The organism is Streptomyces sp. NPDC038200 (assembly GCF_055600785.1).
The window spans coordinates 17,760-40,859 of sequence record NZ_JBVJYH010000023.1; the positions used below are offsets into that span (position 1 = coordinate 17,760).

19 protein-coding genes and 4 pseudogenes are annotated in these 23,100 nt (G+C 72.4%); 11 read left to right on the top strand and 12 right to left on the bottom strand.

Going from position 1 to position 23,100, the window contains the following annotated elements; all coding sequences use genetic code 11:
* Positions 1 to 2 precede the first annotated feature (2 nt).
* Positions 3 to 530: a GNAT family N-acetyltransferase gene (locus ACZ7KF_RS34480; protein ID WP_471084117.1), complete on the top strand. Its 528-nt coding sequence runs from the start codon at positions 3 to 5 to the stop codon at positions 528 to 530.
* Positions 531 to 829: 299 nt separating this feature from the next.
* On the opposite strand, the gene ACZ7KF_RS34485 is transcribed toward ACZ7KF_RS34480, so the two are convergent.
* A complete protein-coding gene (locus ACZ7KF_RS34485) occupies positions 830 to 1,384 on the bottom strand; it encodes an RICIN domain-containing protein (protein ID WP_471084120.1) in 555 nt (184 codons plus the stop codon).
* Between the two features lie 630 nt (positions 1,385 to 2,014).
* On the opposite strand from ACZ7KF_RS34485, the gene ACZ7KF_RS34490 reads away from it, so the two are divergent.
* Entirely contained in the window at positions 2,015 to 2,560 is a 546-nt protein-coding gene (locus tag ACZ7KF_RS34490) for a hypothetical protein (protein WP_471084123.1), read from the top strand.
* A gap of 130 nt (positions 2,561 to 2,690) precedes the next feature.
* On the opposite strand, the gene ACZ7KF_RS34495 is transcribed toward ACZ7KF_RS34490, so the two are convergent.
* Positions 2,691 to 3,935, bottom strand: coding sequence for an MFS transporter (locus tag ACZ7KF_RS34495; RefSeq protein ID WP_471084126.1), 1,245 nt, complete (start codon positions 3,933 to 3,935; stop codon positions 2,691 to 2,693).
* 358 nt (positions 3,936 to 4,293) lie between these two features.
* Between ACZ7KF_RS34495 and ACZ7KF_RS34500 the strand changes: the two are divergent.
* Together ACZ7KF_RS34500 and ACZ7KF_RS34505 are read left to right on the top strand one after the other, a co-directional pair.
* Positions 4,294 to 4,583, top strand: a pseudogene (locus ACZ7KF_RS34500) (hypothetical protein); the annotation flags it as partial.
* A 57-nt stretch (positions 4,584 to 4,640) separates the two neighbouring features.
* Complete coding sequence (locus ACZ7KF_RS34505) at positions 4,641 to 5,555, top strand: amidohydrolase family protein (protein ID WP_471084129.1); 915 nt, start codon at positions 4,641 to 4,643, stop codon at positions 5,553 to 5,555.
* Between the two features lie 50 nt (positions 5,556 to 5,605).
* On the opposite strand, the pseudogene ACZ7KF_RS34510 reads toward ACZ7KF_RS34505, so the two are convergent.
* Positions 5,606 to 5,761, bottom strand: a pseudogene (locus ACZ7KF_RS34510) (haloacid dehalogenase type II); the annotation flags it as partial.
* 83 nt (positions 5,762 to 5,844) lie between these two features.
* Here ACZ7KF_RS34510 and ACZ7KF_RS34515 point away from each other — a divergent pair.
* Complete coding sequence (locus ACZ7KF_RS34515; RefSeq protein ID WP_471084132.1) at positions 5,845 to 6,948, top strand: winged helix DNA-binding domain-containing protein; 1,104 nt, start codon at positions 5,845 to 5,847, stop codon at positions 6,946 to 6,948.
* A 138-nt stretch (positions 6,949 to 7,086) separates the two neighbouring features.
* Here the strand turns inward: ACZ7KF_RS34515 and ACZ7KF_RS34520 are convergent, their stop codons facing one another.
* A complete protein-coding gene (locus tag ACZ7KF_RS34520; protein WP_471084135.1) occupies positions 7,087 to 7,713 on the bottom strand; it encodes a hypothetical protein in 627 nt (208 codons plus the stop codon).
* Positions 7,714 to 7,838: 125 nt separating this feature from the next.
* On the bottom strand, positions 7,839 to 8,213 hold the full coding sequence (locus ACZ7KF_RS34525) for a hypothetical protein (protein ID WP_471084138.1): 375 nt from the start codon (positions 8,211 to 8,213) through the stop codon (positions 7,839 to 7,841).
* 138 nt (positions 8,214 to 8,351) lie between these two features.
* Between ACZ7KF_RS34525 and ACZ7KF_RS34530 the strand changes: the two are divergent.
* Both ACZ7KF_RS34530 and ACZ7KF_RS34535 read left to right on the top strand, forming a co-directional pair.
* A pseudogene (locus ACZ7KF_RS34530) lies at positions 8,352 to 8,719 on the top strand (Rossmann-fold NAD(P)-binding domain-containing protein); the annotation flags it as partial.
* 191 nt (positions 8,720 to 8,910) lie between these two features.
* On the top strand, positions 8,911 to 9,816 hold the full coding sequence (locus ACZ7KF_RS34535; RefSeq protein WP_471084141.1) for an arginase family protein: 906 nt from the start codon (positions 8,911 to 8,913) through the stop codon (positions 9,814 to 9,816).
* Positions 9,817 to 10,105: 289 nt separating this feature from the next.
* Here ACZ7KF_RS34535 and ACZ7KF_RS34540 read toward each other — a convergent pair whose 3' ends face one another.
* The 3 genes from ACZ7KF_RS34540 to ACZ7KF_RS34550 all read right to left on the bottom strand — a co-directional run bounded on the left by ACZ7KF_RS34540 (position 10,106) and on the right by ACZ7KF_RS34550 (position 12,460).
* Positions 10,106 to 10,777 carry a TetR/AcrR family transcriptional regulator gene (locus ACZ7KF_RS34540; protein ID WP_471084144.1) on the bottom strand — a complete coding sequence of 224 codons (672 nt, stop codon included), beginning with the start codon at positions 10,775 to 10,777 and terminating at the stop codon, positions 10,106 to 10,108.
* Positions 10,778 to 11,118: 341 nt separating this feature from the next.
* Positions 11,119 to 12,045, bottom strand: coding sequence for a hypothetical protein (locus ACZ7KF_RS34545; protein ID WP_471084146.1), 927 nt, complete (start codon positions 12,043 to 12,045; stop codon positions 11,119 to 11,121).
* A gap of 10 nt (positions 12,046 to 12,055) precedes the next feature.
* The gene (locus ACZ7KF_RS34550) at positions 12,056 to 12,460 is read right to left on the bottom strand and encodes a hypothetical protein (RefSeq protein WP_471084149.1); all 405 of its coding nucleotides are present in this window, start codon (positions 12,458 to 12,460) and stop codon (positions 12,056 to 12,058) included.
* Positions 12,461 to 12,539: 79 nt separating this feature from the next.
* Here ACZ7KF_RS34550 and ACZ7KF_RS34555 point away from each other — a divergent pair, with 79 nt between their 5' ends.
* Entirely contained in the window at positions 12,540 to 16,343 is a 3,804-nt protein-coding gene (locus tag ACZ7KF_RS34555) for a CHAT domain-containing protein (protein ID WP_471084151.1), read from the top strand.
* Between the two features lie 51 nt (positions 16,344 to 16,394).
* Here ACZ7KF_RS34555 and ACZ7KF_RS34560 read toward each other — a convergent pair whose 3' ends face one another.
* Positions 16,395 to 17,654, bottom strand: coding sequence for an MFS transporter (locus ACZ7KF_RS34560; RefSeq protein ID WP_471084154.1), 1,260 nt, complete (start codon positions 17,652 to 17,654; stop codon positions 16,395 to 16,397).
* A 100-nt stretch (positions 17,655 to 17,754) separates the two neighbouring features.
* On the opposite strand from ACZ7KF_RS34560, the gene ACZ7KF_RS34565 reads away from it, so the two are divergent.
* On the top strand, positions 17,755 to 18,840 hold the full coding sequence (locus tag ACZ7KF_RS34565) for a DUF5937 family protein (RefSeq protein ID WP_471084157.1): 1,086 nt from the start codon (positions 17,755 to 17,757) through the stop codon (positions 18,838 to 18,840).
* Positions 18,841 to 19,127: 287 nt separating this feature from the next.
* On the opposite strand, the pseudogene ACZ7KF_RS34570 reads toward ACZ7KF_RS34565, so the two are convergent.
* Positions 19,128 to 19,573, bottom strand: a pseudogene (locus ACZ7KF_RS34570) (DUF4872 domain-containing protein); the annotation flags it as partial.
* Positions 19,574 to 19,589: 16 nt separating this feature from the next.
* Positions 19,590 to 20,348: a DeoR/GlpR family DNA-binding transcription regulator gene (locus tag ACZ7KF_RS34575; RefSeq protein ID WP_471084160.1), complete on the bottom strand. Its 759-nt coding sequence runs from the start codon at positions 20,346 to 20,348 to the stop codon at positions 19,590 to 19,592.
* Positions 20,349 to 20,420: 72 nt separating this feature from the next.
* Here ACZ7KF_RS34575 and ACZ7KF_RS34580 point away from each other — a divergent pair, with 72 nt between their 5' ends.
* Positions 20,421 to 21,614 carry an MFS transporter gene (locus tag ACZ7KF_RS34580; RefSeq protein ID WP_471084163.1) on the top strand — a complete coding sequence of 398 codons (1,194 nt, stop codon included), beginning with the start codon at positions 20,421 to 20,423 and terminating at the stop codon, positions 21,612 to 21,614.
* A 47-nt stretch (positions 21,615 to 21,661) separates the two neighbouring features.
* On the opposite strand, the gene ACZ7KF_RS34585 is transcribed toward ACZ7KF_RS34580, so the two are convergent.
* Positions 21,662 to 22,318 carry a TetR/AcrR family transcriptional regulator gene (locus tag ACZ7KF_RS34585; protein ID WP_471084166.1) on the bottom strand — a complete coding sequence of 219 codons (657 nt, stop codon included), beginning with the start codon at positions 22,316 to 22,318 and terminating at the stop codon, positions 21,662 to 21,664.
* A gap of 147 nt (positions 22,319 to 22,465) precedes the next feature.
* On the opposite strand from ACZ7KF_RS34585, the gene ACZ7KF_RS34590 reads away from it, so the two are divergent.
* Complete coding sequence (locus ACZ7KF_RS34590) at positions 22,466 to 23,083, top strand: SRPBCC family protein (protein WP_471084169.1); 618 nt, start codon at positions 22,466 to 22,468, stop codon at positions 23,081 to 23,083.
* Positions 23,084 to 23,100 lie beyond the last annotated feature (17 nt).

Below are 23,100 nucleotides of genomic sequence, written 5' to 3' on the forward strand. Positions count from 1 at the left end.
CGATGCCGAAGGAAGACGCTCCACAGCAGCGGCAGGCCGAGATCCGCCGTGCCGACCGTCCTGGCGACCTGGGCTGGATGGTGATGGCGCACGGCGAGCTGTACAGCCGGCAGTTCGGGTTCAGCACCGACTTCGAGGCCCTGGTGGCCAAGATCGTCGGCGACTACGCGACGAAGCATTCCCCGGCCACGGAGGCGGCCTGGATCGCCGAGATCGACGGGGAACGCGCGGGCTGCGTGTTCCTGGTCGCCGACGACCAGCCCGGAGTGGCCAAACTGCGCGTCCTGCTCGTCACCCCGGCCGCCCGGGGCCTCGGCCTGGGCACGCGCCTTGTCGAGCAGTCCCTCACCTTCGCCCGCGAAGCCGGTTACCAGCGCGTGACGCTGTGGACCACCGACAACCTGGTGTCCGCCCGCAGGATCTACGAACACTTCGGATTCACCCTCGCCGACGAGGCACCCCACCACGATTTCGGCCACGCCCTCGTCGGCCAGACCTGGACCCTCGACCTCCAGGGCAACGCGGCATGAACGCAGCCGCCTCCCCCGTCCGATGCGGAAGGCCGGGACTCCGGGTGACATCGACATCGACCGTCATCGACATCGACATCGACCGACATCGCAAACTCGGTCAGAGGGTGACTCCCCCCTTCACTTCGCGACGACCTCCACGCTGAGATACCTCTACGCCGGTTGGGGCCGCGGCAATCGCACACGGCGGCGCAGCAGCCCCGCTCGTCGGCAGGTCAGGGCTGCTCGCCGAGATCAGTCGCTCAAGGAGCCGCCGGACAGCGGGTCGGCCGGCTCACAGGCCGTCGCATGACGGCGGGTCAACTTGTGGTGGCCGGGATCTGCGGGGTCACAGGGTCGTTGTCGAGGGACCACCAGACCTTCTCGGCGTTGTTGTTCGGTTCGAGGACGACGACTTCTCCGAGGTTGGTGCCGTAGTACGGAGTCATGATCTGGCGCGCGGAACGGCTGTAGATCTTGTACGCGCCGTCGAGCGGCCGCTGGGTCAGCTCCCACTGGAACTCCAGACCGGTCCCACAGGTCCCCTCCGTGACCCGCGGCTTGTTGAACCAGGGAGCGCCGGGCTTGAGGCACATGCCGGTCTTGGTGTTGCGGATGATGTAGACGAAGCCGGCGACGGGCTCGAATTCCCACTGGTCGGCCCCGAGAGTCTGGCCTCGGTCCCAGACGTAGTGCACCCACCCTTCCTGGAAGCCGTCACCCCAGTTGTGCGGGAGCAGACTGCCGCCGGTCTTGATGTTGACGATGTGGGTGCCCAGGTCCCGCGCGTGGGCCGTGGTGGCGGTCACGGCTCCGCCGAGCAGCGCGCCGAGCATGCCGATGACGAGGAGGAGTCGCGCCAGGAGGCGATGCATGGAAGATCCTTTCCGCGGTGCGGGTACGCCGTCGGCCGGGCGCACCAGCACTGCCCGGGGACGGAGCGAGAACGCTCCGTAGCGCACCGCATTCATGCGAACACGAAAAGTGACGAGAGGCCAAGTCTCGTCACCCCCGCGCAGCAGGTTTAGAGAGTCCTTCCCTGCCGCGACGCCACCCGTACGGTCGTGCACACGCCCCCTGAGCCACACTCGTATCCCTGACACCTGCCGCCCACCCAGTCGTGACCGAAACCGCCCCGCCACGCCTCCCCCGCTCACCCTTTCCCGGGATGAATCGACAGGCGTGAGGTTGACGGTGTCCGGCACTCTGGGTCATCATCCGACGCTCATTGCGGCGCGCTGCCGGAGCGAGCCGGCAGCTCCCTCGACACCGCGTCGCCGCCTCGACACGGCCGGACCGGCCCACGGCTCCTCGTTGCTCCGGTGGACCGCTCGAACCGCTTCACCCGGCCGGGTGAGGCGCCGACCCGCACGCCTCGTGGTGCCGGACGCGTGCCGGAACCTGTAGGTGACCAGGCGATGCGGGCGGCCCGGGGCTGGAGATCCGGCCCGGTCTCCCACGTGTCCGGGTGGGCGGTGGCGCATTCGTTGGGTGAAGCTGAAGGCGTGAGCATCAGTAGCGAGCGTCCGGTGAGTACCGAGCAGATCCACGCAGCGCTGGCCGCTCTGGCGGCTGAGCCGGTGGCGGATCCGGAGAAGCGCCCCGAGGGGTCGCGCGAGGAAGACCGCCTGCACCTGCTGGGCAGTCTGCTGGCGAAGACGGAGCTCGAGATCACCGCCGCGACGCGTCTGACCGAGGAAGAGGAGATCGAGGACGTCCTTGAGACGCTGCTCGGCTGGGGGGAAGCGGTGGGCGAGGATCCCGGCCTCGCCATCAACGTTCTGACGAACAGGCTGCAGCGCACCGCGCTGCAGGTCTCCGCGCCCGAGGCGGAGGAACTGCCACCCGGCCGGGAAGCCGCCTTCGCCGCCGTCATGACCGCCGTGTACGCGCTCAGCGCCCAGTTCCACGCGGAGCGCGGCGACACCGAGGGAACCCGGCACGCTCTGAGCGGGGCCGAGGAAGCCCTCATCGACATCCTGCAAGGCATGCACGACCTGCGCGTCTCCATCGGCGACGCGCCCGGTCAGGAAGACGACGCCGACGACTGACCCGCTCTGCACGGGTCCCCGAGAGGCTCCGGACGGGAGCCCCAGCGGGGCCGCCGGGGCGGGCGGCCCGTTTCGCACGGCGCCGCGTTCCACCGTGAGCGCGACACCGTGGAGCGCTGCGTGAACACGATCAAAGCGTCCTTGACCGCGTCGTCGGTTCCGCTCGCGCCGGCCGTCCCTTCGGCGTGCGCAGCAGGCGCAGGCCCGCGAGGCTCTGGAGTGTCATCGCGGCGGCGGCCGTGGTGGTGAGTGCGAAGCCGCCGGATGGACCGAGTGAGTCGATCGCCCAGCCGGAGACCGCCGCCGCGGCGGCCGAGCCTGCCGCGGCGGCGGAGCCGAGCCAGGAGAACGCCTGCGTCAGGACGGCCTGGTGGACGGTCGACTCGGCGAGCACGGAGAAGAGCGCCAGCAGGGGCGGGATGGTGGCACCGGTGAGGGTCGCGACCATTCCGAGCGCGACCGGTGAGCCGACCGTGAGCAGCAGCAGCGTGCCCAGCAACAGCGCAGTGGTCGTCGCCAGCAGTTGTACCGGCGGTGTGGCACGCCATCGGCGCAGCCCGTACAGCCATCCGGCCAGCAGGCCGCTGCCATGGGAGACGGCGAAGATCGGGGCCGCGGCGCCCGGTGCGCCGTGCTCCACCACGAAGGCGGTGACCGACACCTGCAGGGCACCGAAGAAGACCCCGATGGCGAGGTTGAGGCCCAGGAGTACGAGGACTGCGCTGCGCAGCAAGGGCCGGTTCCCGTGGGCGTGCGCGGCCTTGTCGCCGGCGGGTGAGGGCGCACTGCCGCGTTGCGCCGCGAGGGCCAGGCCGCCGACCACCGACACGGAGGCGGCCAGCACTGTGCCGGCCATGGGATGTCCGGCCGCGGCGAGTGCGCTGACCGAGGTCGGTCCCACGAGGTAGCCCACCGCGTTGCCGATGGACTCCAGCGCGAAAGCGGTGGGCAGTTCCGCCGCTCGGCCGGTGCGCAGCAGTGCCGCCCAGCGTGCCGCCGACATCGCACCGAGCTGGGGAACGCTGGCCCCGACCAGTGCACCGCCCAGGGTCAGGAAGGCGTCGGAGGCGTCTGCGGCGACCAGGGACACGAGGACGGTCACCGCAAGGGCGTGCGCGAGCAGTGCGGGCGGCAGGACGCGGGTCTGCCCGAAACGGTCCACGAGCCGGGCCTGTTGTGGCGCTCCGAGCGCTTCGGTCACCGCGAAGGCACCGCTGACCAGGCCGACCGCGGAGAAGGTGCCGGTGTGGCTGTGCACGAGCCAGACGATGCCGAGGTTGGTCATCGCGACGCCGACGCGTCCGAACGATGCCGCCAGGAAGAAGGCCGCGGCGCCCGGGGTACGCAGCAGGGGACGGTAGTTCGCCGATGGCACGGCGAGTCCATTTCGCTGCCCGGCGGGACGGCCCACCTGGGTCGTCGGTGCCTGAATGTACCGACCCGTGGTCGCCGCCTGGAACCGTCCAGTGCTGGCGCGGAGAGGGGACACACGCCCCGCGCCGACTCCATCACCAGGCAGAATTCTCGATGTGTGGTGAGCGGCTATTCTCGTCCCTGGTGCCTGTGGTGTCCATCAGGATGCGGACTTGGGCTGTCCGACTCCGTCGAGGAGTCGGACAGTCATCACCCCTGGGACGCGGAGAGGGACATGCATGCCCTCCCGCCCGACCTTCCTGCGGCGCGGCTTCCTCCGTCGTCCGAGAGGCTCCGGCCGTGGACGGCAGGCCGGTCCGGTGCTGGTCGGCCACCCGGAGCCCGCCGCGTCGATCGTCCGGTCTGTCCGCCGCGACCAGCGCCTCTCCGAGACGGTCGCCGTCCTCGCCGAGGTGCTGCGCTCTCAGGGCGCGGACCGGGCGCGCATCGCCGCATCCTGGTCGCGCGTCGCGGTCGAAGGCACCCGCGGGCAGATCCGGTTCTCCCGCACACCGGACATCAGCGTGTGGCAATGGGCTGGCCGTCGGTCGAAGTCGTCGACCGGGGTCCGGCACGCCCGGATCGCTTTCGGGTCCTCCACGCCGGCTGAGACAGCACGACCTTGCGACACTGCGGGTGACCGTGTTCGAGAGAGAGGCGGTATCAGGTGAGTGTCCCCCGCACGGCCGTGGACGAGGAGGCCGGTGAGGTCCGCCGTTTCTGGACCGGGCTCGGCCTTCCCGGACTGATCGACGTCCACACCCACTTCATGCCCGAGCGTGTCCTGCACAAGGTCTGGGAGTACTTCGACGCCAACGGGCCGCTGACCGGCGGGCTGGAGTGGCCGATCACCTACCGCAGGGAGGAGAAGGAACGCACGACCCTACTGCGGGAGTTCGGCGTACGGGCCTTCACCTCGATGCTCTACCCCCACAAGCCCGGCATGGCCGGCTGGCTGAACGGATGGGCTGCCGACTTCGCCCGCCGCACCCCCGACTGCCTGCACACCGCGACCCTCTACCCCGAACCTGACGTCGGGAGTTACGTCCGCGAGGCCGTCGCATCGGGCGCGCGCGTGTTCAAGGCCCATGTGCAAGTGGGAGCGTACGATCCCGCTGACGATCGTCTCCAGGAGGCGTGGGGAGTGCTGGCCGAGGCCAGGATTCCCGTGGTGATGCACTGCGGCTCCGGGCCCGCGCCCGGCAAGCACACCGGCCCCGAGCCCGTCGCGCGGGTCCTGGCACGGCACCCGCGACTGCGGCTGATCGTCGCCCACATGGGCATGCCGGAGTACGAGGAGTTCCTCGACCTCGCCGAACGGTACGACCAGGTGCGCCTCGACACGACGATGGCGTTCACCGACTTCACCGAAGCACTCATGCCGTTCCCCCGCCGGACCCTGCCCCGGCTCGCCGCCCTGGGCGACCGCATCCTGCTCGGCTCCGACTTCCCCAACATCCCCTACCCCTACCTGCACCAGCTCCACGCCCTGGAACGGCTGGGACTCGGGCAGGAGTGGCTCCGGGCCGTGTGCCACGACAACGCGGCAGACCTGTTCGGCCTGTCGACCGAAGGGTGGTGACCGGCCCCGCTGCCTCCCCGTCAGCGTGGTGACCCGTTCGTCCAGTCCCTGAACTGTCCGTCGAAGGCGTCGGAGCCGGTCGGCGGATCCCCGACCGGCCGCTGGACGTAGGCGGTACGCATACCCCTCGCCCGGGTTCCGCGGAGGTCCCCGCCGTGGGCGGCGACCATGAGGAGGCGTGGTGGAGGACATCGGGCGGTGTCGATGTCCGTCAGCTGATCGACACCCTCGGCCGGCCCGTCGTGCAATAGCTTGGCCACTCGGAGTGCCATCGAATCCGAGGAGCGACATGGCCGACGTCCTGAGCCGCCGGGCGCTGAACCGGGCCACGCTGGCACGGCAGTTGCTGCTGGAGCGGGCGCACATGCCGGTGACCGACGCCGTGGAACGCCTGCTCGCCCTGCAGGCCCAACAGCCGAGCGCCCCCTTCCTCGGTCTGTGGAACCGGCTGTCCGGCTTCACGGCCGACGACCTGCGCGCGGCCCTGGACACTCGCGAGGTGGTCCGGGCCACCTACGTCCGGGCCACCCTGCATCTGCTCAGTGCCCGCGACTACCTGGCCTTCCGTGCACTGGTGGAGCCCTCCCTGGCGGCCGCCGCAGCCGCCGCGACCAAGCGCATCCCCGGGCCGCAGGCCGACCGGGAACGCCTGGTGGCCGTCGCGCGCGCTGTCCTCGGCGCGGGACCGCTCGACTTCGCGGCGATCCGGGAGCGGATGCAGACCGAGTTCCCTGATGTCAACGACCGAGCGCTCGGGTACTGCGTCCGCATGAACCTGCCCTTGGTCATGGTTCCGACGGCGGACCGGTGGGCCTTCCCCGCCTCCAGCGAGGTCACCATGGCCGAGTCGTGGCTCGGCGCCCGGCCTGCCCCGGAGAGCTCGGCAGAGGATTTCGTCCGCCGCTACCTGGCCGCCTACGGCCCGGCCGGGCCTGCCGATCTGCGCGAGTTCGGCTGGCTGAAGACGGCGGACGTGTTCCGGCGACTCGCCCCGGAGCTGCGCGAGTTCACCACCGAGGACGGTCAGGTGGTCTACGACCTCGCCGACGCCCCGCGCCCCGACCCGGACACTCCGGCACCGGCGCGCCTGCTCCCGGAGTTCGACAGTCTGGTCCTCGCCCACAAGGACCGGAGCAGGATCGTCCCCACCGAGTACCGGCCCCGGATGATCACCAAGAACCTGCGGGTGCCGGCGTCGTTCCTGTGGAACGGGTTCGTCGCCGGCACCTGGAGCACGACGCGGCGCAAGACGGCGGTCACTCTCACCCTCAGCCCGTTCGAGCGCCTGCCCGCCAGGGCCGTCCGGGAACTGAGCGCCGAGGCCGACCGGGTGTTGCGGTTCACCGACGCCGGCACCGCCGAGCGGGACGTGGTGGTGGCACCGGTCGAGTGACCCCGGCGACGGGCCGCGTATCGGAGAGGTGCATGGCGCGGAGCCGTTTCCGCGCTGTGGCGGCGGGGGCATGGCGCGGACCGGTCGGGTCAGGGACCGTTCGAGCCGGCGGTCGGGCACGTGCGCGGCCGGCTGAACTCACGCGGCGGTGCCGAATCGTGGAGGATCCGCGGGTCGCGGCGTCACCCGGTGACATGCGCACCGGCAGCTTTCGGAGTTGTTCGTATGGTTCTCCAGCTTCCTTCTGGTTGGTTCGTCGGCCGTTTCGCAGAGCGCCTTGCGCAGGACGACGAAGGACTCGGTGTAGGCGCCGTCGAAAACCTCGTCCGATGTGTCGGACTCGGTCAGTTTCTTCTTGATCTCATGAAAGGTACAAATGTACTCGAGTACGTGAACAGTGATCATTCGATCGAGGAAGAGAACCGCTTCATCGGGTGCGTTTCCACTGTCCTTCAGGAGGAGTTCGCGGCCGGATGCGACATGTTCGAAGGCCCAGAGCATCGCGAAGTACGCCGACATCACCTCGCTCCGCTCCTCCCCTTCACCCGAGATGCTCTTGTTCTGCCAGTGGAGACATCCGAGCCGGTGCCGTGCCTTTCTGGCGGAGTCGTTGATCAAGACGGCGTGCAGGTCGCGGGCGATCCCGAATCGAGTGATCTGGTGCTGCTGGTGGCTTGCCCGCTTGGAGAAGCGGAGCGCGGCGAGGGCGATCAGGCACGAAACCACCGTGGCGCCCCGCCATAACAACTCGATCTTGCCTTCCATCGTGGTTCCTCTCTGTCGGGCTGCGCACCGCCGGAAGGCGAGTGGAGTCCCTGCGGTTCCAGGGCACCGTCGGGTCCTCGGCACCATGCCGGTGCAGCCAGCCGTCCGGGCCGACTCGGCTGGGGCTAGTTGACGAGTGACAGGCGCACTTCCGCGCTCTTGGTGCCGGGGAAAGAGAAGTCGAAGTTCTCGCGGGTGCCCGCACCGCACGCGTCGGCGGTCCGGGTCGACCCACGGCCGTGCGCGCTGACGAACGCGCAGTCCCCGTCCACCCGGGTGTCCTCGAGCCAGCCGTACACCTTCAAAGTGGTGCCGGAACACGCCAGGGTCCAGTGGGCCTCCGCGCCCGGGATCGCGGGCTTCGCGGACGAGGGACAGGATGCCGCGCCGGCCGGGGCGGCACCGGCGAGGCACAGTCCCGCGGCGAGCACGGTCGCGGACAGAAGGGCGGTGAGCGTCCGGGAGAACGTGGACTCCGTCGTTGCCTTTTCCTTGATCACGACAGCACAGATAGCGGTCAGCGGCGCCGGCGCGTCGACGAATGACGACCAAGTCAGCCGAGCGGGTGACAAGATGCACCGCAGAAACGGTCCCCCTGCCGGGCCGGCAAGACGCCGTGGACCGCCGTCGTCGCGGGGGCCGACGAGTTCATCGACGTCTCCCACACCGCCACCCACGCCGTCCCGCGCTCCTTCGGCCCCCTCCTGCGCCCGGGCGGCCGGCTGCTCGTCGTGGCCGGCAGCCTGGGTACCAACACGACCTCGCCACCGGCACGCTCCTCGCGGCCGTCTGCCCCGGCATGGTCGACACCGCCACCTCACGCCCCCTGGTTCAGCGACTGCAGCCACGCCCAGTCACCGGACCAAGCCGCCCGAGCCCTACTCGACCTGACCCTCACCGAGCACGTCGACCCCACGCACCACGGCGACTCGTCCGCTTCGGCAAGGCCCCGCCCTGGCACGACGGCACACCCCTCGTGGAGCAGGACCGCCTGATCACCCCCTGAACGACCGTTCTCGACGCCTGCCGGGACCGGCGCCTGTCCGCAGGATCTCTTCGGCCGTGTGGACGGCGCGCCGCGACTGATCAGCGCCACGGCGGGTGCGTCGCAGTGCACGTGCGGATCGTCCCGGAATGGTCCGGTGGTCACGGTCAAGTCCATTGCCGTGGCGCCCGGGCGCGGCGAGGATGATCCGCATGCGGAACATCGTGGTCATCGACGCCCCCTCCAACCTCGGCCTCAGGCCGCCCGCCCCCGGAACCGTGCCCGGCTGTTACAAGCTGGCCGGGGCGCTGCGCGAGAACGGGATCGTGAGGCGCCTCGGGGCGGTCGAGGGCGGGGTCGTGGTGCCGCCCCGTTACGACCGCGGCGGCTGGCAGGAGGGCGACGGCGTCTTCAACGCCGCCGCCATCGCCGCGTACACGGTCCGGCTCGCCGACCGCATCGAACGCCATGTGTCGGCCGGGGACTTCACGCTCGTCCTCGGCGGCGACTGCTCGATCCAACTGGGCGCCTCCCTCGCTCTGCGCCGGCTCGGCCGCTACGGTCTCGCGTCGGTCGACGCCTCCCCCGACTTCCGCAATCCGGACAACTCCGACCGGATCGGCGCGGCCGGCGGCGAGGAACTCGCTCTGGCCACGGGCCGTGGCCAGGCCGATCTGACCGACCTGGAGGGACGCCGGCCCTATCTCCGGGACGAGGACGTCCGGGTCTTCGGCACCCGGGACGCCTACGGGGACGACCCGGAGATCGTCCAGCTGCGCGAGCTCAAGATCCCCGTCGTCACCGTTTCGGAACTGCGCCGGTGGGGTCCGGACGATCTCGGCGCGGCGACCGCGCTCGGTCTCGAGGCGGCGGCCCTCGACGGCTTCTGGGTCCATCTGGACGCCGATGTACTCGACCCGACCGTCATGCCGGCGGTCGACAGCCCCGACCCGGACGGTCTGCTGCCGGACGAGGTGACCGCCCTGCTACGGCCGCTGGTCCGCTCTCCGCGCTGCGCAGGGCTCAACGTCACCATCTACGACCCCGACCTCGACCCCGACGGTACCGCCGGCGCGCTCCTGACCGATCTCGTCGTGGCGGCCTTCGCCGAGGACTGACACCACGTCGACCCGCTTCCGGTCCCTTTCCGCCCGCCCGGAACCCTCGCGGGCAGCGCGTCCGCTCCGCAGGCCGTACGGGCCGTGGAGCCCGCCCTGACGCCGCTGTCGGGAGCCGCTCCCCCTTACCTCGCCGCGCCGGCCGGCCTCCTCCGGAGCGAAGGGCCCGGAGCGCCCGCGCTCCTCGGTCAGGTGCTGGAGGTCGGGGACCGGTCTCCCGCCCGCTCGCTGTCCGCCGGGCAGGAGCGGCGGCCGGAGGAGGGGACCACAAGGGTGCCGGGGCGGCCGGCTACCGGCGAGCGGTGATTCCGGTGAGGATGAGGTCGATGCCGGCGACGAACTCCGCCCGGTCGTCGTGGTCGCGCAGTTGCGCGGCGGCGTTCCGGGTGAACGCGTACTCGTCGGGGTCGAGGGCCGCCCATGTGGTCGCGACGGCGTCGAGGAACTCGGTCCGGTCCGTGTTCGGCTCAGCCGCTCGGGCGTTGGCGGCGTTCTGGCCCGCCACGCCGAGGATGTAGCTCAGCAGCGCGGACGCCGCGGTGAACTGGGCGGCTTCGGGCACCCGCAGCGCCTGGACCTGGCGGCCGATGCGCTCGAAGACCCACAGCATCGGTGCCTGCGAGGGCGTGCGGGCGAGCTGGGCGCCGACCCACGGGTGGGCGTCGATCGCGTCGAACAGGCCGAGCGCGAGGGCGCGGATCGCTTCCTGCGGCGTCGCCTCGGTGTCGTCGACGCCGACGGTGGTGGCGACGACGGTCTCGGTGGCCGCGGCGAGGAGTTCGGTCTTGCCCGTGACGTGCCAGTAGATCGCCCCGGGGCCGGTCGCGAGGCGCTCGGCCAGCGCACGGAACGTGAGGCCGCCCTCGCCCACGGTGTCGAGGAGTTCGACGGCAGCGCCGACGATGCGCTCCCGGGTGAGCGGTTCCTGCCGTCGTTCCGGACGACGCGCCCTCGTAGCCATGCCTTCCCTCCTAGCCCCCTGGAACACCGTTCCAGCTTAACAGTGAAGGGACGTCGTTCCATCCCGAAGGCTCTGGAACGACGTTCCAGAGACGTTCCGCCGGGTGTCCGCCCGGCGGTCCGCGGTCAGGAGGGAAGCACCCTGACCACTCCGGTCACGATCATCTCTGCACGTCCATGAGGGAGACGTACCTTTTCGACAGCGACACGCGTCACCCGGCCGGCGTCCGGGCCGTCGGCGACGGCTCGTGCTTCACTCTCCCCCGGCCAGGGGAGCTCCGCCGACGCCCTGCCGACCGAACACCGCTGGGATCGCGCACCCGGCGTGACGCTGCTCGGCCTTCAGTCGGCCTTCCGGAACACCGCCGACATCCCGTCCCCCGTGTCGTGGGCCAGCAGTCCCGGTGCCTCCGGCGGGATCAGGCCGACCCGGGCGGCCAGCTCGCGGCCGTGTACGTCGACGGCTGCCTCGATGAGGCCCGCGAGGGCGTCCAGGGCAGCGCGGGCGCGGAACCGGGCGACGACCGCGCAGCCGACGGCGGCCAGCGCGGCCGGCCACCACCAGCAGGCCAGCAGGGCGTAGCCGCCGGCCCAGGCGGCGAGGCGTGCGCCAGCGCTGAAGGAGTCGTGCGCCGACTGGAGTTGTCGTACGGCCGGCTCGGGCAGGATCAGCCACAGCCGCGGCCACAGCGCGGCGAGATCCACTCCGTAGGCGGCCTCGACACGGTCGGCCGCCGCCTGCATACGGTCCCCGTACCAGGTGGGGCGGGTCGGTTCGCGCAACGCGATCCGGTCACGGGCCTCGGTGAGGGCCTGGATCCGCGCCCAGGTGCCGGCCGGGACCGTGACCGCGCCGTCGGGACCGACCGCTGCCGGTCGGGCACGGCCGATCGCCTCGTCCAACCGCGCGTCCCTTTCCCGCCACTTGCGGGCGCGGCGGGCGGTCCGGGACCGCGACAGCGGGTCCCGGGCGAAGCGCAGCCAGTACTGCTCGATCACGCTGCCGACGAACTGCGCGGCGAGTGAGGCCGCTGTCGCGGCGAGCAGGACCAGGGCGACCAGGAGCGCTGCCGTGCCGGTGCGGTCCAGGGCGGGACGGGCGGCCAGGTCGTCCAGGGTGGTGCGCAGCCGGTCCGTGTCGTGCCAGTGGCGGTGGCCCAGGACGGTGCCGACGGCCGTGGCGGCCAGGAACAGAGCGCCGGGGAGGACCAGCAGGTTCAGCCAGCGTTCGGTGAGTTTGCCGCCGAGGGTGCCGAGGAGGGGATTCATGCGGGCCGGGTCACTGCGCGGGGCCCAGTCGGCCCTTGCGCATGCGGGTGCCGTTGACGGCGCAGTGCGGGGCGGGAAGCAGGTCGCGGGCCCGTTCCACGCGGGTGCAGCGGGCCGGTCCCGGGCACACGGCCACCTTGATGTGGGCCGTGATGCCCGGGGCCGTCGCGCCTCGGGATTCGCTGTCCAGCCCGCGTGCGTCCACGGTCCGGCGCAACGCTCTGTCCAGGTCGCGGTAGGCGGCCTCGAGTTCCGCCGCGTCCGCGCCCGACCGCAGCAGGTCCCGTGCCCGCTCGGCCGCCTCCCGGACCCCGGGATGCCGCAGGGCGTCCGGCGAGCCGAGCAGCACGCACAACGCCGCGGCCGCCCTGTGGCCGGGTCCGTCGGGTTCGGGGCTGTCTCCAGGTGCGGTCATGCTCCAAGTGTGCCGGAAATCGGGCAGAGTTGAGCGTGGGTCGACCGGGCGTCTCGGTCGACGGCAGGGGGGCGACGGGGTGAGGTACGACCGGGACTGGTTTCTGCAGGCGATCCGTGCGCGCCTCGACCGGGCGCGCACGGCGGACGGGGGTGTGGCGGCCGACGTGGTCTTCGGTCCCGACGCGGACGCCGAACTGCGGGGCCTGCTGCGGACCGCCGACACGAGCAGCGACATGGAGGCCCGGCACGCCGCCGGCTGGCTCTGCGTCGCCCGTGCGACGGCCGGCCCGGAAACACACGCCGCCGTGCACGGGTGCATGGCCGGGACCCTGCTCTTCCCGGTGTGGGTGGCGGATCCGGCGCTGGTCCCGACGGAGCTGGCGGCGTACTACGCGAGCAACGATCCCGCCGGACACCCCGATCCGGCGCACGCGGACGGTCCCGGCGAATGGGCGGCCCTGTGCGAGGCAGGTGTGATCGCGGCGGAGGGACGGCAGGACAGCCCTCCGACGGACGCCTCCGAGGGCGTGCGCCGACTCCACGAGATGGCCGCGCTGGTGCCCTCCATGGCGCCCACCCGCGAGGCCCGGCTCGCCCTCGCGATCGGGTGGGGCAGCCTCGCCGTCCTCGCGACCGCGGAGTACACCCCCTGGTTCCCGAGACAGCTCAAGGCGCTGTCCCGTGCCGTGTCCCTCGCCGGGATCACCTGGCCGTTCGGGGACCTGGCGGGCGGGGACCCGGTCCGGTTCCTCCACGCCGCCGTCAAGAGCATCCCGGCCGACTCCCCCGCACGGCTCCTCACCCTCGACGGTCTGGGCCGCCGGCTCCGGGACCGCTACCTGGAGTCGTTCGACGCCGAGGACCTGGACGAGGCGGTCGGCATCGCGCGTGACGTGGCGGCCCAGCTGCCGCCCGGAAGCCCGTACCTGGCCCACGTCCTCGGCGCGTTGGGACACGCTCTGCTGCTGTCGCGGCAGCTGAAGGGGGCGACGGCCGAGGAGTGCGACGAGGTGGTGGACCTGTGCCGCCGGGGCTTTGCCGTCCATCCGCAGGGGCCCTGGGCGGCCGGCCACGACCTGGGCATGGCGCTCCTGCTGAGGGCGCAGCACACCGGCCGGGTGGAGGACCTGCACGAGGCGGTCCAGGTGCTGGCCGAGGCGCTCCGGGCGGCGAGCGGTCCGGAGGAGAGCGCCCTGCTGCGCAGGGTGCTGGGCAATGCCCTGCGCGCCCGTTCGGTCGCGACCGGCTCCCCGGCCGATCTGGACGCGGCGCTCGACCTCACCGACCCCATGACCGCCGCCACGAGCGCGACGGCCGCCCCGCAGCGGCCGGGGCTGGGCTCCGCGATGGCCCTGTACACCCGGTACACGCGCGATCCGAAGGCCCACGGAGCCGACCTGGACGAGGCGCTGCGCCGGCTGCGGCAGGCCGAGACCCTCATGCCACCGGGCCACCCGGACCGGCCCGCGGCACTCGACGACCTCGGCCTGGTGCTGATCGCCTGCTATCAACGCTCGGGGAAGCCGGAGGAGTTGAACGAGGCCGTGCAGGCTCATAGGGAGTCGGTGGCCCTCACCCAGGACGGTCACGGGATGCTCGGGGTGCGGATGCTCAACCTCGGTGCCGCGCTGAGCCTCCGTCACCGGCTGACCGAGGACGGCGAGGACCTGCGAGAGGCCCAGGAGTGCCGACGCCGGGCCGCCACGCTGCCCGGCATGGGCCGCGCCCACCACGCGATGCTGCTGAGCTCGACGGGGGTCAGCCTGGCGACGGGCTTCGAGCGCGCCGCCGACCCGGTCGCCCGGCTCGACGAGGCTGTGGAGCTTCTGCGGCAGGCACTCGCCCTCACCCCGGAGGGGGACCCGCTGTTGCCCCGGCGACGCCACAACCTCGCCAGCGCTCTGATGGCCCGCATGTCGCAGACGCTGCGGATCGGCGACTCCCGCGAGGTGCGCGAGCTGACCGACGCGGTGGTCGCGGCGCTGCCCCCGCACTCGCCCGACCTGCCCGGTGCCCTGGTGGTGGCCGCGGGCGCACGGCTGGCGAGCCCGCGCGCCCTGCTGTCGTCGGCCGCCCGGGGCGAGGCGGTGGCTCTGTACCGCCGGGCGGTGGAGGCCACTCCGCCCGGCCACCCCAAGCGCACGCAGCGCCTGACCGGCCTGGGTGAACTCCTGCGCGATCCGGGTCCGGGCCGCCGTCGCCGTCGTGCCGGACTGGTCGCGGCGGCCGAGACGTTCCAGGCGGCGGCCCTCGAACAGCAGTGCCCGCCCTCCGAGCGCCTGGACGCCGCCCGGGCCTGGGGCGATGCCTGGGCAGAACTCGGCGTCTGGGACCGGGCGCTGGAAGGCTATGTGATGGCGGTCGACCTGCTGCACTCCGTGGCACCCCGTCATCTCGTCCGTGACGACCAGGAGTTCCTGCTGAGCCGCACCGTGGGGCTGGGCGCGGCCGCCGCTGCCTGCGCAAGCCGCTGCGGTCGGCCCGGTCTCGCGGTCGGCCTGCTCGAACAGGCCAGGGGCGTGCTCCTCTCCCACGCCTTCGACGCCGACAGCGATCTCACCCGCCTCCGGGAGGCCGCCCCCGACCTCGCCGCCCGCTTCGAAGAACTCAGGGACGCCCTGGACACGGCGACCGGCAGCCGGGAGCTATTCGAAGAGGTCCCGTCCGGCGCCGGCGGCCAGGCACTCCCCCAACCGGGGAGCCCCGGCACCCGCGCCGATCTACGGCAGCGACTGGCCGCCGAGTGGCGCGACCTCACCGAGCGGATCCGCGCCGAGCACCCGGACCTGGGCCTGCTGCGTCCGGTGCGGGACTGGGACGAACACGAACTGCGCGCGACGGCCGCCGCGGGCCCGGTGATCCTGGTCAACGTCTCCCCCCACGGCAGCGACGCACTCATCGTCACCGGCCACTCCGTCGAGGCCGTGGCGCTCCCGGCACTGGACCCGCGGACGACGGCACGGCGCCGGCAGACCTTCGAGCGCGCGCTGGTCCGTCTCGAGACGCCCGGCACCTCTCGCAAGCAGTCGCAGCGCGCTCAGCAGGACGTGCGGGAAACCCTCACCTGGCTGTGGCAGGCGGTCACCGGCCCGGTTCTCGACCGTCTTCCCGCGGTGACCCGTCTGTGGTGGTCGCCCGGTGGTCTGTTGGGCACGCTGCCGTTGCACGCGGCGGCCCCCGCGGGCGGCGCTCCCGGCGCCCTGGACCGGGTGGTCTCGTCGTACACGCCGACTCTGCGGGCTCTGCACCACGCCCGCCGGCGTGCCGCCCGGCCGCCCGGCACCGGAACCCTCGTGGTGAGCGTCGCACACGCCACCGGAAAGGCGCCGCTGCCGGGCGCTCGCCGTGAGGCCGACCGCCTGGCCCGCCTGCTTCCCGGCGCCGAGCTGCTGGCGGACGGCTCCGCCACCCACGCGGCGGTCGTCTCCGCCCTGCACCATCACGCCTACGCCCACTTCGCCTGCCACGCCGTGGGCGACCTGGAACGCGCCTCCGGCAGCCGGCTCGTCCTGCACGACCACGACGAACGCCCGCTGACCGTTCGCGACCTGGCCCGGCTGCGGCTGCCGTCGGTCCAGCTCGCCTACCTCTCCGCCTGCGACACCCTGCGCACCAGCCCCGAACTCGCCGACGAAGCCGTCCACATCGTCAGTGCCTTCCAGATGGCGGGCTTCCCCCACGTCGTCGGCTCGCTGTGGCACGTCGACGACACGATCGCGGCCGAGGTGGCGAACGGCGTGTACACCGCCCTGGACAGGGGCGACGGCACGCTCGACGTCGCCCGTACGGCCGATGCCCTGCACGGCGCCGTACGCGCCCTGCGCGACACCTATCCCCAGACACCCAGCCTGTGGGCCTGCCAGGTGCACGCGGGCCCCTGAGCCGGCCAGCCGGCCGGCTCCTCGCACGGGAGGGCGGAAGAACGTCCGCCGCTAGTGTGAACCGCCGCCGGATGCGGTTGCCGGCTCCACGAGCGCGGTCGTGCCCGGCGGGCGTGTTTCTCGGTCCTTCTCGGTGGCGACGGCGGAGGCCGACAGGAGCGTGGCGGCGGCGAGGCTGCCCCAGAGGGCTCCGGGGCCGTGGGGCGCGAGCGTGGTGATGACCGCCGGGGAGACGGCGAGTCCGAGGCCCGTGGACAGTTCGAAGCGGGCGAGGGCGCGTCCCAGGGCATGGGCCGGAGCGAGGACGGTGACGAGCGCGGTGGCGCTGCCGGCGTAGACGATCTCGCCGATGGTGCAGAGCACGGACACCGTGGCGACGGCCGGGGCGCCCCAGCCGTGTCCCAGCGAGGTGGCCACGAGGAATCCGAGGTAGGACGCGGTGAGCACCACACCGGAGAGAGCCAGCACGGTCCGCCGGGAGAAGCGGGACATCAGGAGGGTGACCGGGACCTGCAGGGTGACCACCAGCACCGTGTTGGCCACGAAGACGGCCGCCGACCACACCGGGGACGCCTGCAACTGTGTCACCAGGACGAGGGGGAGCGCGATCTCGGGGACGTTGAGGCAGAAGACGTAGACCACGTTGGCGGCCAGCAGCGCCCGCATCCGAGGTGCGGGCCCGCCGGCCGCGTCCTCGGCCGGGACTGCGGCCGGATGCGCGCGCAGGCGGACCGACCACGCCAAGGCCGCGGCGGCGAGACAGGCGAGCCCGGTGACGGCTGCCAGCGCCTGCAACGCGGGGGTGCCGCCCGCCAGGCAGATGGTGGCGATGAGCGCGCCCACGCCGAGGCCGGCGTTGCGCAGGGCGCGGCCTGCCGCGAGAGCGGCGTCGCGTTCCCGGCCGTGGGCGATCGTGGCCACGAGAGCCGCATGGGCGGCCGGCCACGCCTGGTTGCCGATGCCGAGGAAGAGCGCCGCCGTCGCGAACAGCCGGACGTCTCCCGCGGGGGTGGCCAGCAGCAGCGCCACGCCCAGCACCCGCACCAGCATCGACGCCGCCACGACCGTGCTGCGTGCGCCCCGGTCCAGCCAGCGGCCCACCGCCGGCATGCACACCAGACCCGCTACCACGCCGACCGTCAGGGCCGTGCCGGTGACCGGTGCGGACAGCTTCAGCACCGTCACGCCGTAGAGCAGCAAAAAGGGCCGCAGCAGGCCGGTGCCGAGCGCGTCCACGGCCAGGGCGACGGCATAGCGGGGCCCTCCGGAGGCCCGGACGAGGGCGCGGGGCTGGGTCTTGGTGGTTGCCATGGCGTCACACGGTGGGTGCGGCCGCCGGGCTCGGCACGTCGGTTGACGATCACCGTCAACCGACGCGGTCACGGGACGGCCGGGCGGTGATGATGACGGGATGACGCTGAGGATCGACATCGGCGGACTGCCGTCCGAGCGGCTGCGGTTCGCCGCCTCCCCGCTGGCCGAGCTGACCGCGATGCTGCACGTGCTGGCGGAACCCGCGCATCATCCGCAGCTCGCCGGGTGGGCCGGGGACGTCTGGGCCGGTCTGCGACCGGAGCTGGCCGAGCGGTTGCGGGAGGCGGAGTTCCTCTGGCGTTCCTCACAAGCCGACTTCCTGCTCCCCGCCCGGCCGCGGTCCACTCTCGCCGAGGAATTGGACGACGTGGACCGGATCGACGACGAGTCGTACGTGACCGCCGCGCTCGTCACCACGTGCGGCGGCAGGCCGGTCCACTCGGCCGCTCCGTCACCGCTCACCGACGCCACCGCCCGCGAGCGGGCGCTGGACCTGGCCCAGGCCCGCGGCGGGCGGCAAGAGGCCTTCGCGGAACGGCTGCTGGCGGATCCGGCCGCGGTGCGGGCGCGGGTGCGTCACACCCTCGAACAGTGCGCCGACGCGTTCTTCGACGCCGCCTGGTCGGGGGTCGCCGTGCGGCTCGCCACGGACCTGCGTCTGAAGAACGACCTGCTGAGGCACCAGGGCGTCGGAGCGGCGCTCGCAGCGGTCTCCGGCGCGGTCGCTCTGGCACCGGACGGCGACAGCATCGTCGTGGACAAGCTGCAGGACAAGGCGACCGCCGCCCACGGTACGGGGGTCACCTTCATCCCCAGCGTTTTCGGCAGCCCGCACCTGGTGGTGGTCCACGCGCCCGGATGGCAGCCGGTGGTGCAGTATCCCGTCCCCGAGCCGGGTCCGGCGGAGCCGGTGTCGCTGGAGACGGTCACACTACGGCTGGAGGCGCTCGCGCATCCGGTACGCCTGCGACTGCTGCGCACCCTGGCCCGCGGTCCGCACACCACCGGTGAACTGGCCCACACCTGGGAACTCTCACCTCCCGAGGTGTCCCGTCACCTCGCCGTCCTGCGCCGTGCCGGCCTGCTGACGGCCCGGCGGCAGGGCCGCTACGTCCGTCACGCCCTCGATCTGCCCGGCCTGACGGCGCTGGGTACCGACCTGCTGGCGGCCGTACTGCGCTGAACCGCTGCGGTCCGCCGCCACGTGGGCGCACCCGTCCGCTCCCGGGCGTTCTCGTGGGTGGGCCTCGACGTGCACAGGCCGTCGTCAGCGTCCGGCCGGCCCAGCTTGCCGGGGATGCCATCGAGGCCATGGCCGCACGGGCGGGTCCAGCGGTCGAAGGTCACCGAGGCCACCGGTTCCCCACTCGGCCGAGGGGGGCGGAGGCGCCGCCTAGGATCTTCGGCATGGCGAAGCGCACGGTCCATCGGCGGGCCCGGAAGAAACTGGGCGAGGAGCCGCCGGGCGCCTCACTCCCCCAGGCGGCTCAGTGCCCGCATCGCCTCACGCTCGATACGGGCCAGCTCGCACAGGACGGTGCCTCCTGTAGGAGGCACCGGGCATCGCCTGATTCACCGGCCGCTGTGAGCAGTGCCGCGACTTCCGTCCACAGGGTGGCTGCCTCGGAGTACAGCGCGTGCCCCGTGCGCAGTGGTTCGCTGTCGAGCAGTTGGCCGCATTCGGCGAGGAAGTCGCGGTAGAGGTTACGGAACAGGGCGCCGCCGGTACCGGCCTTCTCCATCAGGAGGGCGGCGTGCGGGAGGTCGCGCTCCGGATCGTCGGTCCGCTGGAACCAGGTGCGTACCCGCTTGGCCGCCGTCTCGATGCCTCGGCAGCCGAGGTTGGCGATGGGAGGCTTGAGGAAGGTGTCGGCGCAGGCGGTGACGGCGGGGACGATCCGGTCCCGTGGCGAGGGCCGGTTGTCAGCCGGGTCACACCTTCCTTACGGTGACGCCGGCGGCCGTGAACGCGCCGATCTCGTCCTCCGGAGCCGCTTCGTCGGTCACCAGTGCGTGCAGCGCGGAGGACGGCGCGACGAAGGCGAGCGCGGTGCGGGAGAGTTTCGAGGATTCCGTGACGGCGATGACGCGGCGGGCGGAGGCGATCGCCGCGCGCTTGACCGCGGCGTCGTCCAGGTCGTAGGCGGTCAGGCCGTCGGCCGCGGTGAGTCCGCAGCAGCCGATGATCGCGGTGTCGAAGCGCAGGGCTGCCAGCGATGCCTGGGTCAGCGGGCCGGTGAGGGCCAGCTCTCCGGGGCGCGGGCGGCCACCGGGCACCAGCAGGGTCACCTGAGGGGCCGCGGTCAGTGCGTTCACCGCGTGCAGGGACAGGGGTGCGACGGTCACGCGGCGGCTCCGCAACGCGTGAGCGACCTCCAGGCAGGTGGTGCCGCTGTCGAGGACGACGGATTCCCCGTCGGCGATCAGATCCGCGACCTCGGCGGCGAGACGCCGCTTGACGTCCGTCCCGTCCTGGGCCCGCAGCGCGAAGGGCGGCTCCTCGCCGCGCAGCAGCAGACTCCTGGCTCCTCCGCGGTAGCGCTCCAACACGCCCTGGTCCGCGAGGACTTCGAGGTCACGGCGGATGGTCATCTCGGAGGCCCCGGTGAGCGCTGCGAGTTCCGCCACTCCCATGCGGCCCGCCTCGCGCACGGCCTCGGTGATCCGCCTCAGTCGTTCTGTACCGGACATACTCCCATTGAACACCCTGCATGTTCGAACTGCAAGCTTTCGAAACTGCTCATTGTTCGTTATGTTCGAAGCGTGGATAAGAGCCTACGAGCCGGCCGACTGGCCACCTTCACGTACTTCACTCTCAACGGATTCCTGATGGGGATGTGGATCGTCCACATCCCCGTCATCGAGCATCGGGTGGGCATCGGTCACGCCGTGCTCGGCTGGCTCCTGCTGCTGCTCGGCGCGGGAGCCTTCGCCGGTATGCAGGCCGCCGGTCCGCTCACCGACCGTTTCGGGGCCCGTACCGTCGTACCGCTCGGGGCGGCCCTGTGCAGCGCCACGGTCGTCCTGCCCGGCCTCGCCACCGACGCCTGGACGCTGGGGGCGGCACTCCTGGCGCTCGGCCTCGCCAACGGCTGCCTGGACGTCAGCATGAACGCCCACGCCGTCCAGGTCGAGCACCGTTATCAACGGCCTGTCATGTCCGCCTTCCACGCGACCTTCTCCATCGGCGGCGTCCTTGCCTCGCTGGTGGGCACCCGCACACTCAGCTGGAACTGGAGCCCGGCGACGACCATGGGCGGGGCGGCGCTCGTCGGTCTCGCCGTCACGGTGCTCGCCGCCCCCGCGCTGCTGCGCCCCGCCGACGCCGGAGGAGTCCTCCCGGACACCGGCAGCCCCGCCGCGACCGCCCGCCGGACCACGTCCCGGCGGGTCTGGGCACTGGCCGCCCTGGCATTGATGATCATGCTGTGCGAAGGGGTGGCCAACGACTGGAGCACCCTTCACCTGCGCAACGTCCTGGACGCGGGCCCCGCCACCGCGGCCCTCGCCTACGGCGCGTTCGCGACCGCCATGACCGTAGGCCGCCTGCTCGCCGACCGCGTGGCCGCGAGGGTCGGACCGGCGGCCGTCCTCCGCCACGGCGCGTCCCTCGCCGCACTCGGCCTGACGGCGGCGGCCCTCTCCCCCTGGATCCCCCTGGCCCTGCTGGGCTGGGCCGTGTTCGGGGCCGGGCTCTCAGGATGCGTGCCGCAGCTCTTCAGCGCCGCCGGCCATGCCGACCAGGGCGCCGCCGGCACGAACGTCTCCCGCGTCGCCGGCCTCGGTTACCTCGGCATGCTCGCCGGACCCGCCGTCATCGGCCCGCTGACCCACGTCCTGCCCCTCAACCTCACCTTCTTCCTCCCCGTACTGTGCTGCGCCGTCGCGGCCGCCGCGGCCGGCATCGTCCGGCCGGCCCGGCACGCTCCCGCCCGCCTGGAGGCCGAGGCCGTGTAGCCGGCGCCCCTCCCGGAGCCGCGCCCGCGGACGGCCCACGCCGATGTTCAGGGCGTGAGCAGATCGTCCAGTTCCGCCGCGAACAGCTGGGCCGGGTCGAAGCCCATGCCCGCGAACTGACCGGCGAGTTCCAGGGACAGGACGCCGTGCAGCCGGGTCCAGAAGGACAGGGCCCGGTGGAGGGCCGCGGAGGGGGCGGGGTGGCCGTCGGCCCAGTCCCGGTGCTCGTCCAGGTGGGTGCCGAAGGGCGTCTCGAGGTCGCCCTGGACGAGCGCCGCGGAGGCGTCCAGCAGCAGTGCCATGATCCGGGAGGCGATGCGCGTGGTGTCCTCGGGGGCGTGGTAGCCCGGCACGGGGGTGCCGTAGATGAGGAAGTACCGCTGAGGGTCTTCCAGCGCCCAGCCGCGCAGGGCGTGCGCCAGTCCGGCCAGGTCGGCACCGGCGGCAGCCGCCGCGCGGAGGGTGTCGGCGAGGCTTGCGTAGGCGTCCCGGACGAGTTCCGTGAGCAGGTCGTCGCGGCTGGCGAAGTAGCGGTAGAGGGCGGGTCCGCTCAGGCCCATGCTCTTGGCCACCGCGTTGAGGGACAGCGCGGGCACCCCCGCCGTGGCGATCTGCTCCCAGGCGCGTTCCTTGATCTCCGCGCGCACCTGGGCGCGGTAGCGCTCCCGCGGCGTCATCGCGCCGGTCTCGCTGTGGCCTGCCATTTTCCCCGATCCATATGGGTCGCCTTCGAGGCTTCGTTAGAAGCTATCACGCAGTTGTTGACCTCCAGCCGAGGCGCGCGTTATAACTTCTAACTAAAGCAAGGGCATGTATCACACACGCGTGCTCCAACCGACCGAGGGAACGCCATGTCCGGTATCCGCCACACCCGCGTCCGCGCCGCGCTGTTGACCCTCCCGCTCGCCGTCACCCTGCTCGGCACTGCCGTCACACCGGCCGTGGCCGCCTCCGGCACCGCCGGGAACTCCCTCACCTGCGACGGGAAAGGCATCGCCCCCGACGCGCGGGTCCGCTACAGGACCGAGACACTGATCCACGCGCCGCTGCGCACCGTCTGGAAGCTGCAGACCGACGTCGAGCGCTGGCCGTCCTGGCAGGCCGCCGTCGCGACCGTACGGCGTCTCGATCACGGCCCGTTCCGGCCGGGCGCGGCGTTCCGCTGGACGACCCCGGTCCCTCCCAACCCCTCGACGCCGGCCACGAGCCTGGAGATCACCTCGACCGTCGAGCAACTGCGCCGCACGTCCTGCATCCGCTGGACCGGCCCCGCGATCGGCGAGGGCCTGCGCATCGACGGCATCCACGTGTGGAACTTCACCAGGACCAGGGACGGCGTCCGCGTGCGCACCGAAGAGACACATACCGGTGCCCAGGTCGACGCCGACGTGCCCACCGCGACCCGAATCCTTCGCGAGGGTCTCGAAGCCTGGCTCCGCGACCTGAAGGCCGCGGCGGAGGGCCGCTGACCCGGCCACCGCGCCGC

Bases quoted from the DNA above. Each gene is read 5' to 3' on its own strand.
- ACZ7KF_RS34520 (WP_471084135.1), bottom strand. From the start codon at position 7,713: ATGGAAGGCAAGATCGAGTTGTTATGGCGGGGCGCCACGGTGGTTTCG.
- ACZ7KF_RS34540 (WP_471084144.1), bottom strand. From the start codon at position 10,777: ATGGCTACGAGGGCGCGTCGTCCGGAACGACGGCAGGAACCGCTCACC.
- ACZ7KF_RS34560 (WP_471084154.1), bottom strand. From the start codon at position 17,654: ATGGCAACCACCAAGACCCAGCCCCGCGCCCTCGTCCGGGCCTCCGGA.
- ACZ7KF_RS34585 (WP_471084166.1), bottom strand. From the start codon at position 22,318: ATGGCAGGCCACAGCGAGACCGGCGCGATGACGCCGCGGGAGCGCTAC.
- ACZ7KF_RS34480 (WP_471084117.1), top strand. From the start codon at position 3: ATGCCGAAGGAAGACGCTCCACAGCAGCGGCAGGCCGAGATCCGCCGT.
- ACZ7KF_RS34515 (WP_471084132.1), top strand. From the start codon at position 5,845: ATGGCCGACGTCCTGAGCCGCCGGGCGCTGAACCGGGCCACGCTGGCA.
- ACZ7KF_RS34545 (WP_471084146.1), bottom strand. From the start codon at position 12,045: ATGAATCCCCTCCTCGGCACCCTCGGCGGCAAACTCACCGAACGCTGG.
- ACZ7KF_RS34590 (WP_471084169.1), top strand. From the start codon at position 22,466: ATGTCCGGTATCCGCCACACCCGCGTCCGCGCCGCGCTGTTGACCCTC.
- ACZ7KF_RS34550 (WP_471084149.1), bottom strand. From the start codon at position 12,460: ATGACCGCACCTGGAGACAGCCCCGAACCCGACGGACCCGGCCACAGG.
- ACZ7KF_RS34565 (WP_471084157.1), top strand. From the start codon at position 17,755: ATGACGCTGAGGATCGACATCGGCGGACTGCCGTCCGAGCGGCTGCGG.
- ACZ7KF_RS34575 (WP_471084160.1), bottom strand. From the start codon at position 20,348: ATGTCCGGTACAGAACGACTGAGGCGGATCACCGAGGCCGTGCGCGAG.
- ACZ7KF_RS34535 (WP_471084141.1), top strand. From the start codon at position 8,911: ATGCGGAACATCGTGGTCATCGACGCCCCCTCCAACCTCGGCCTCAGG.
- ACZ7KF_RS34485 (WP_471084120.1), bottom strand. From the start codon at position 1,384: ATGCATCGCCTCCTGGCGCGACTCCTCCTCGTCATCGGCATGCTCGGC.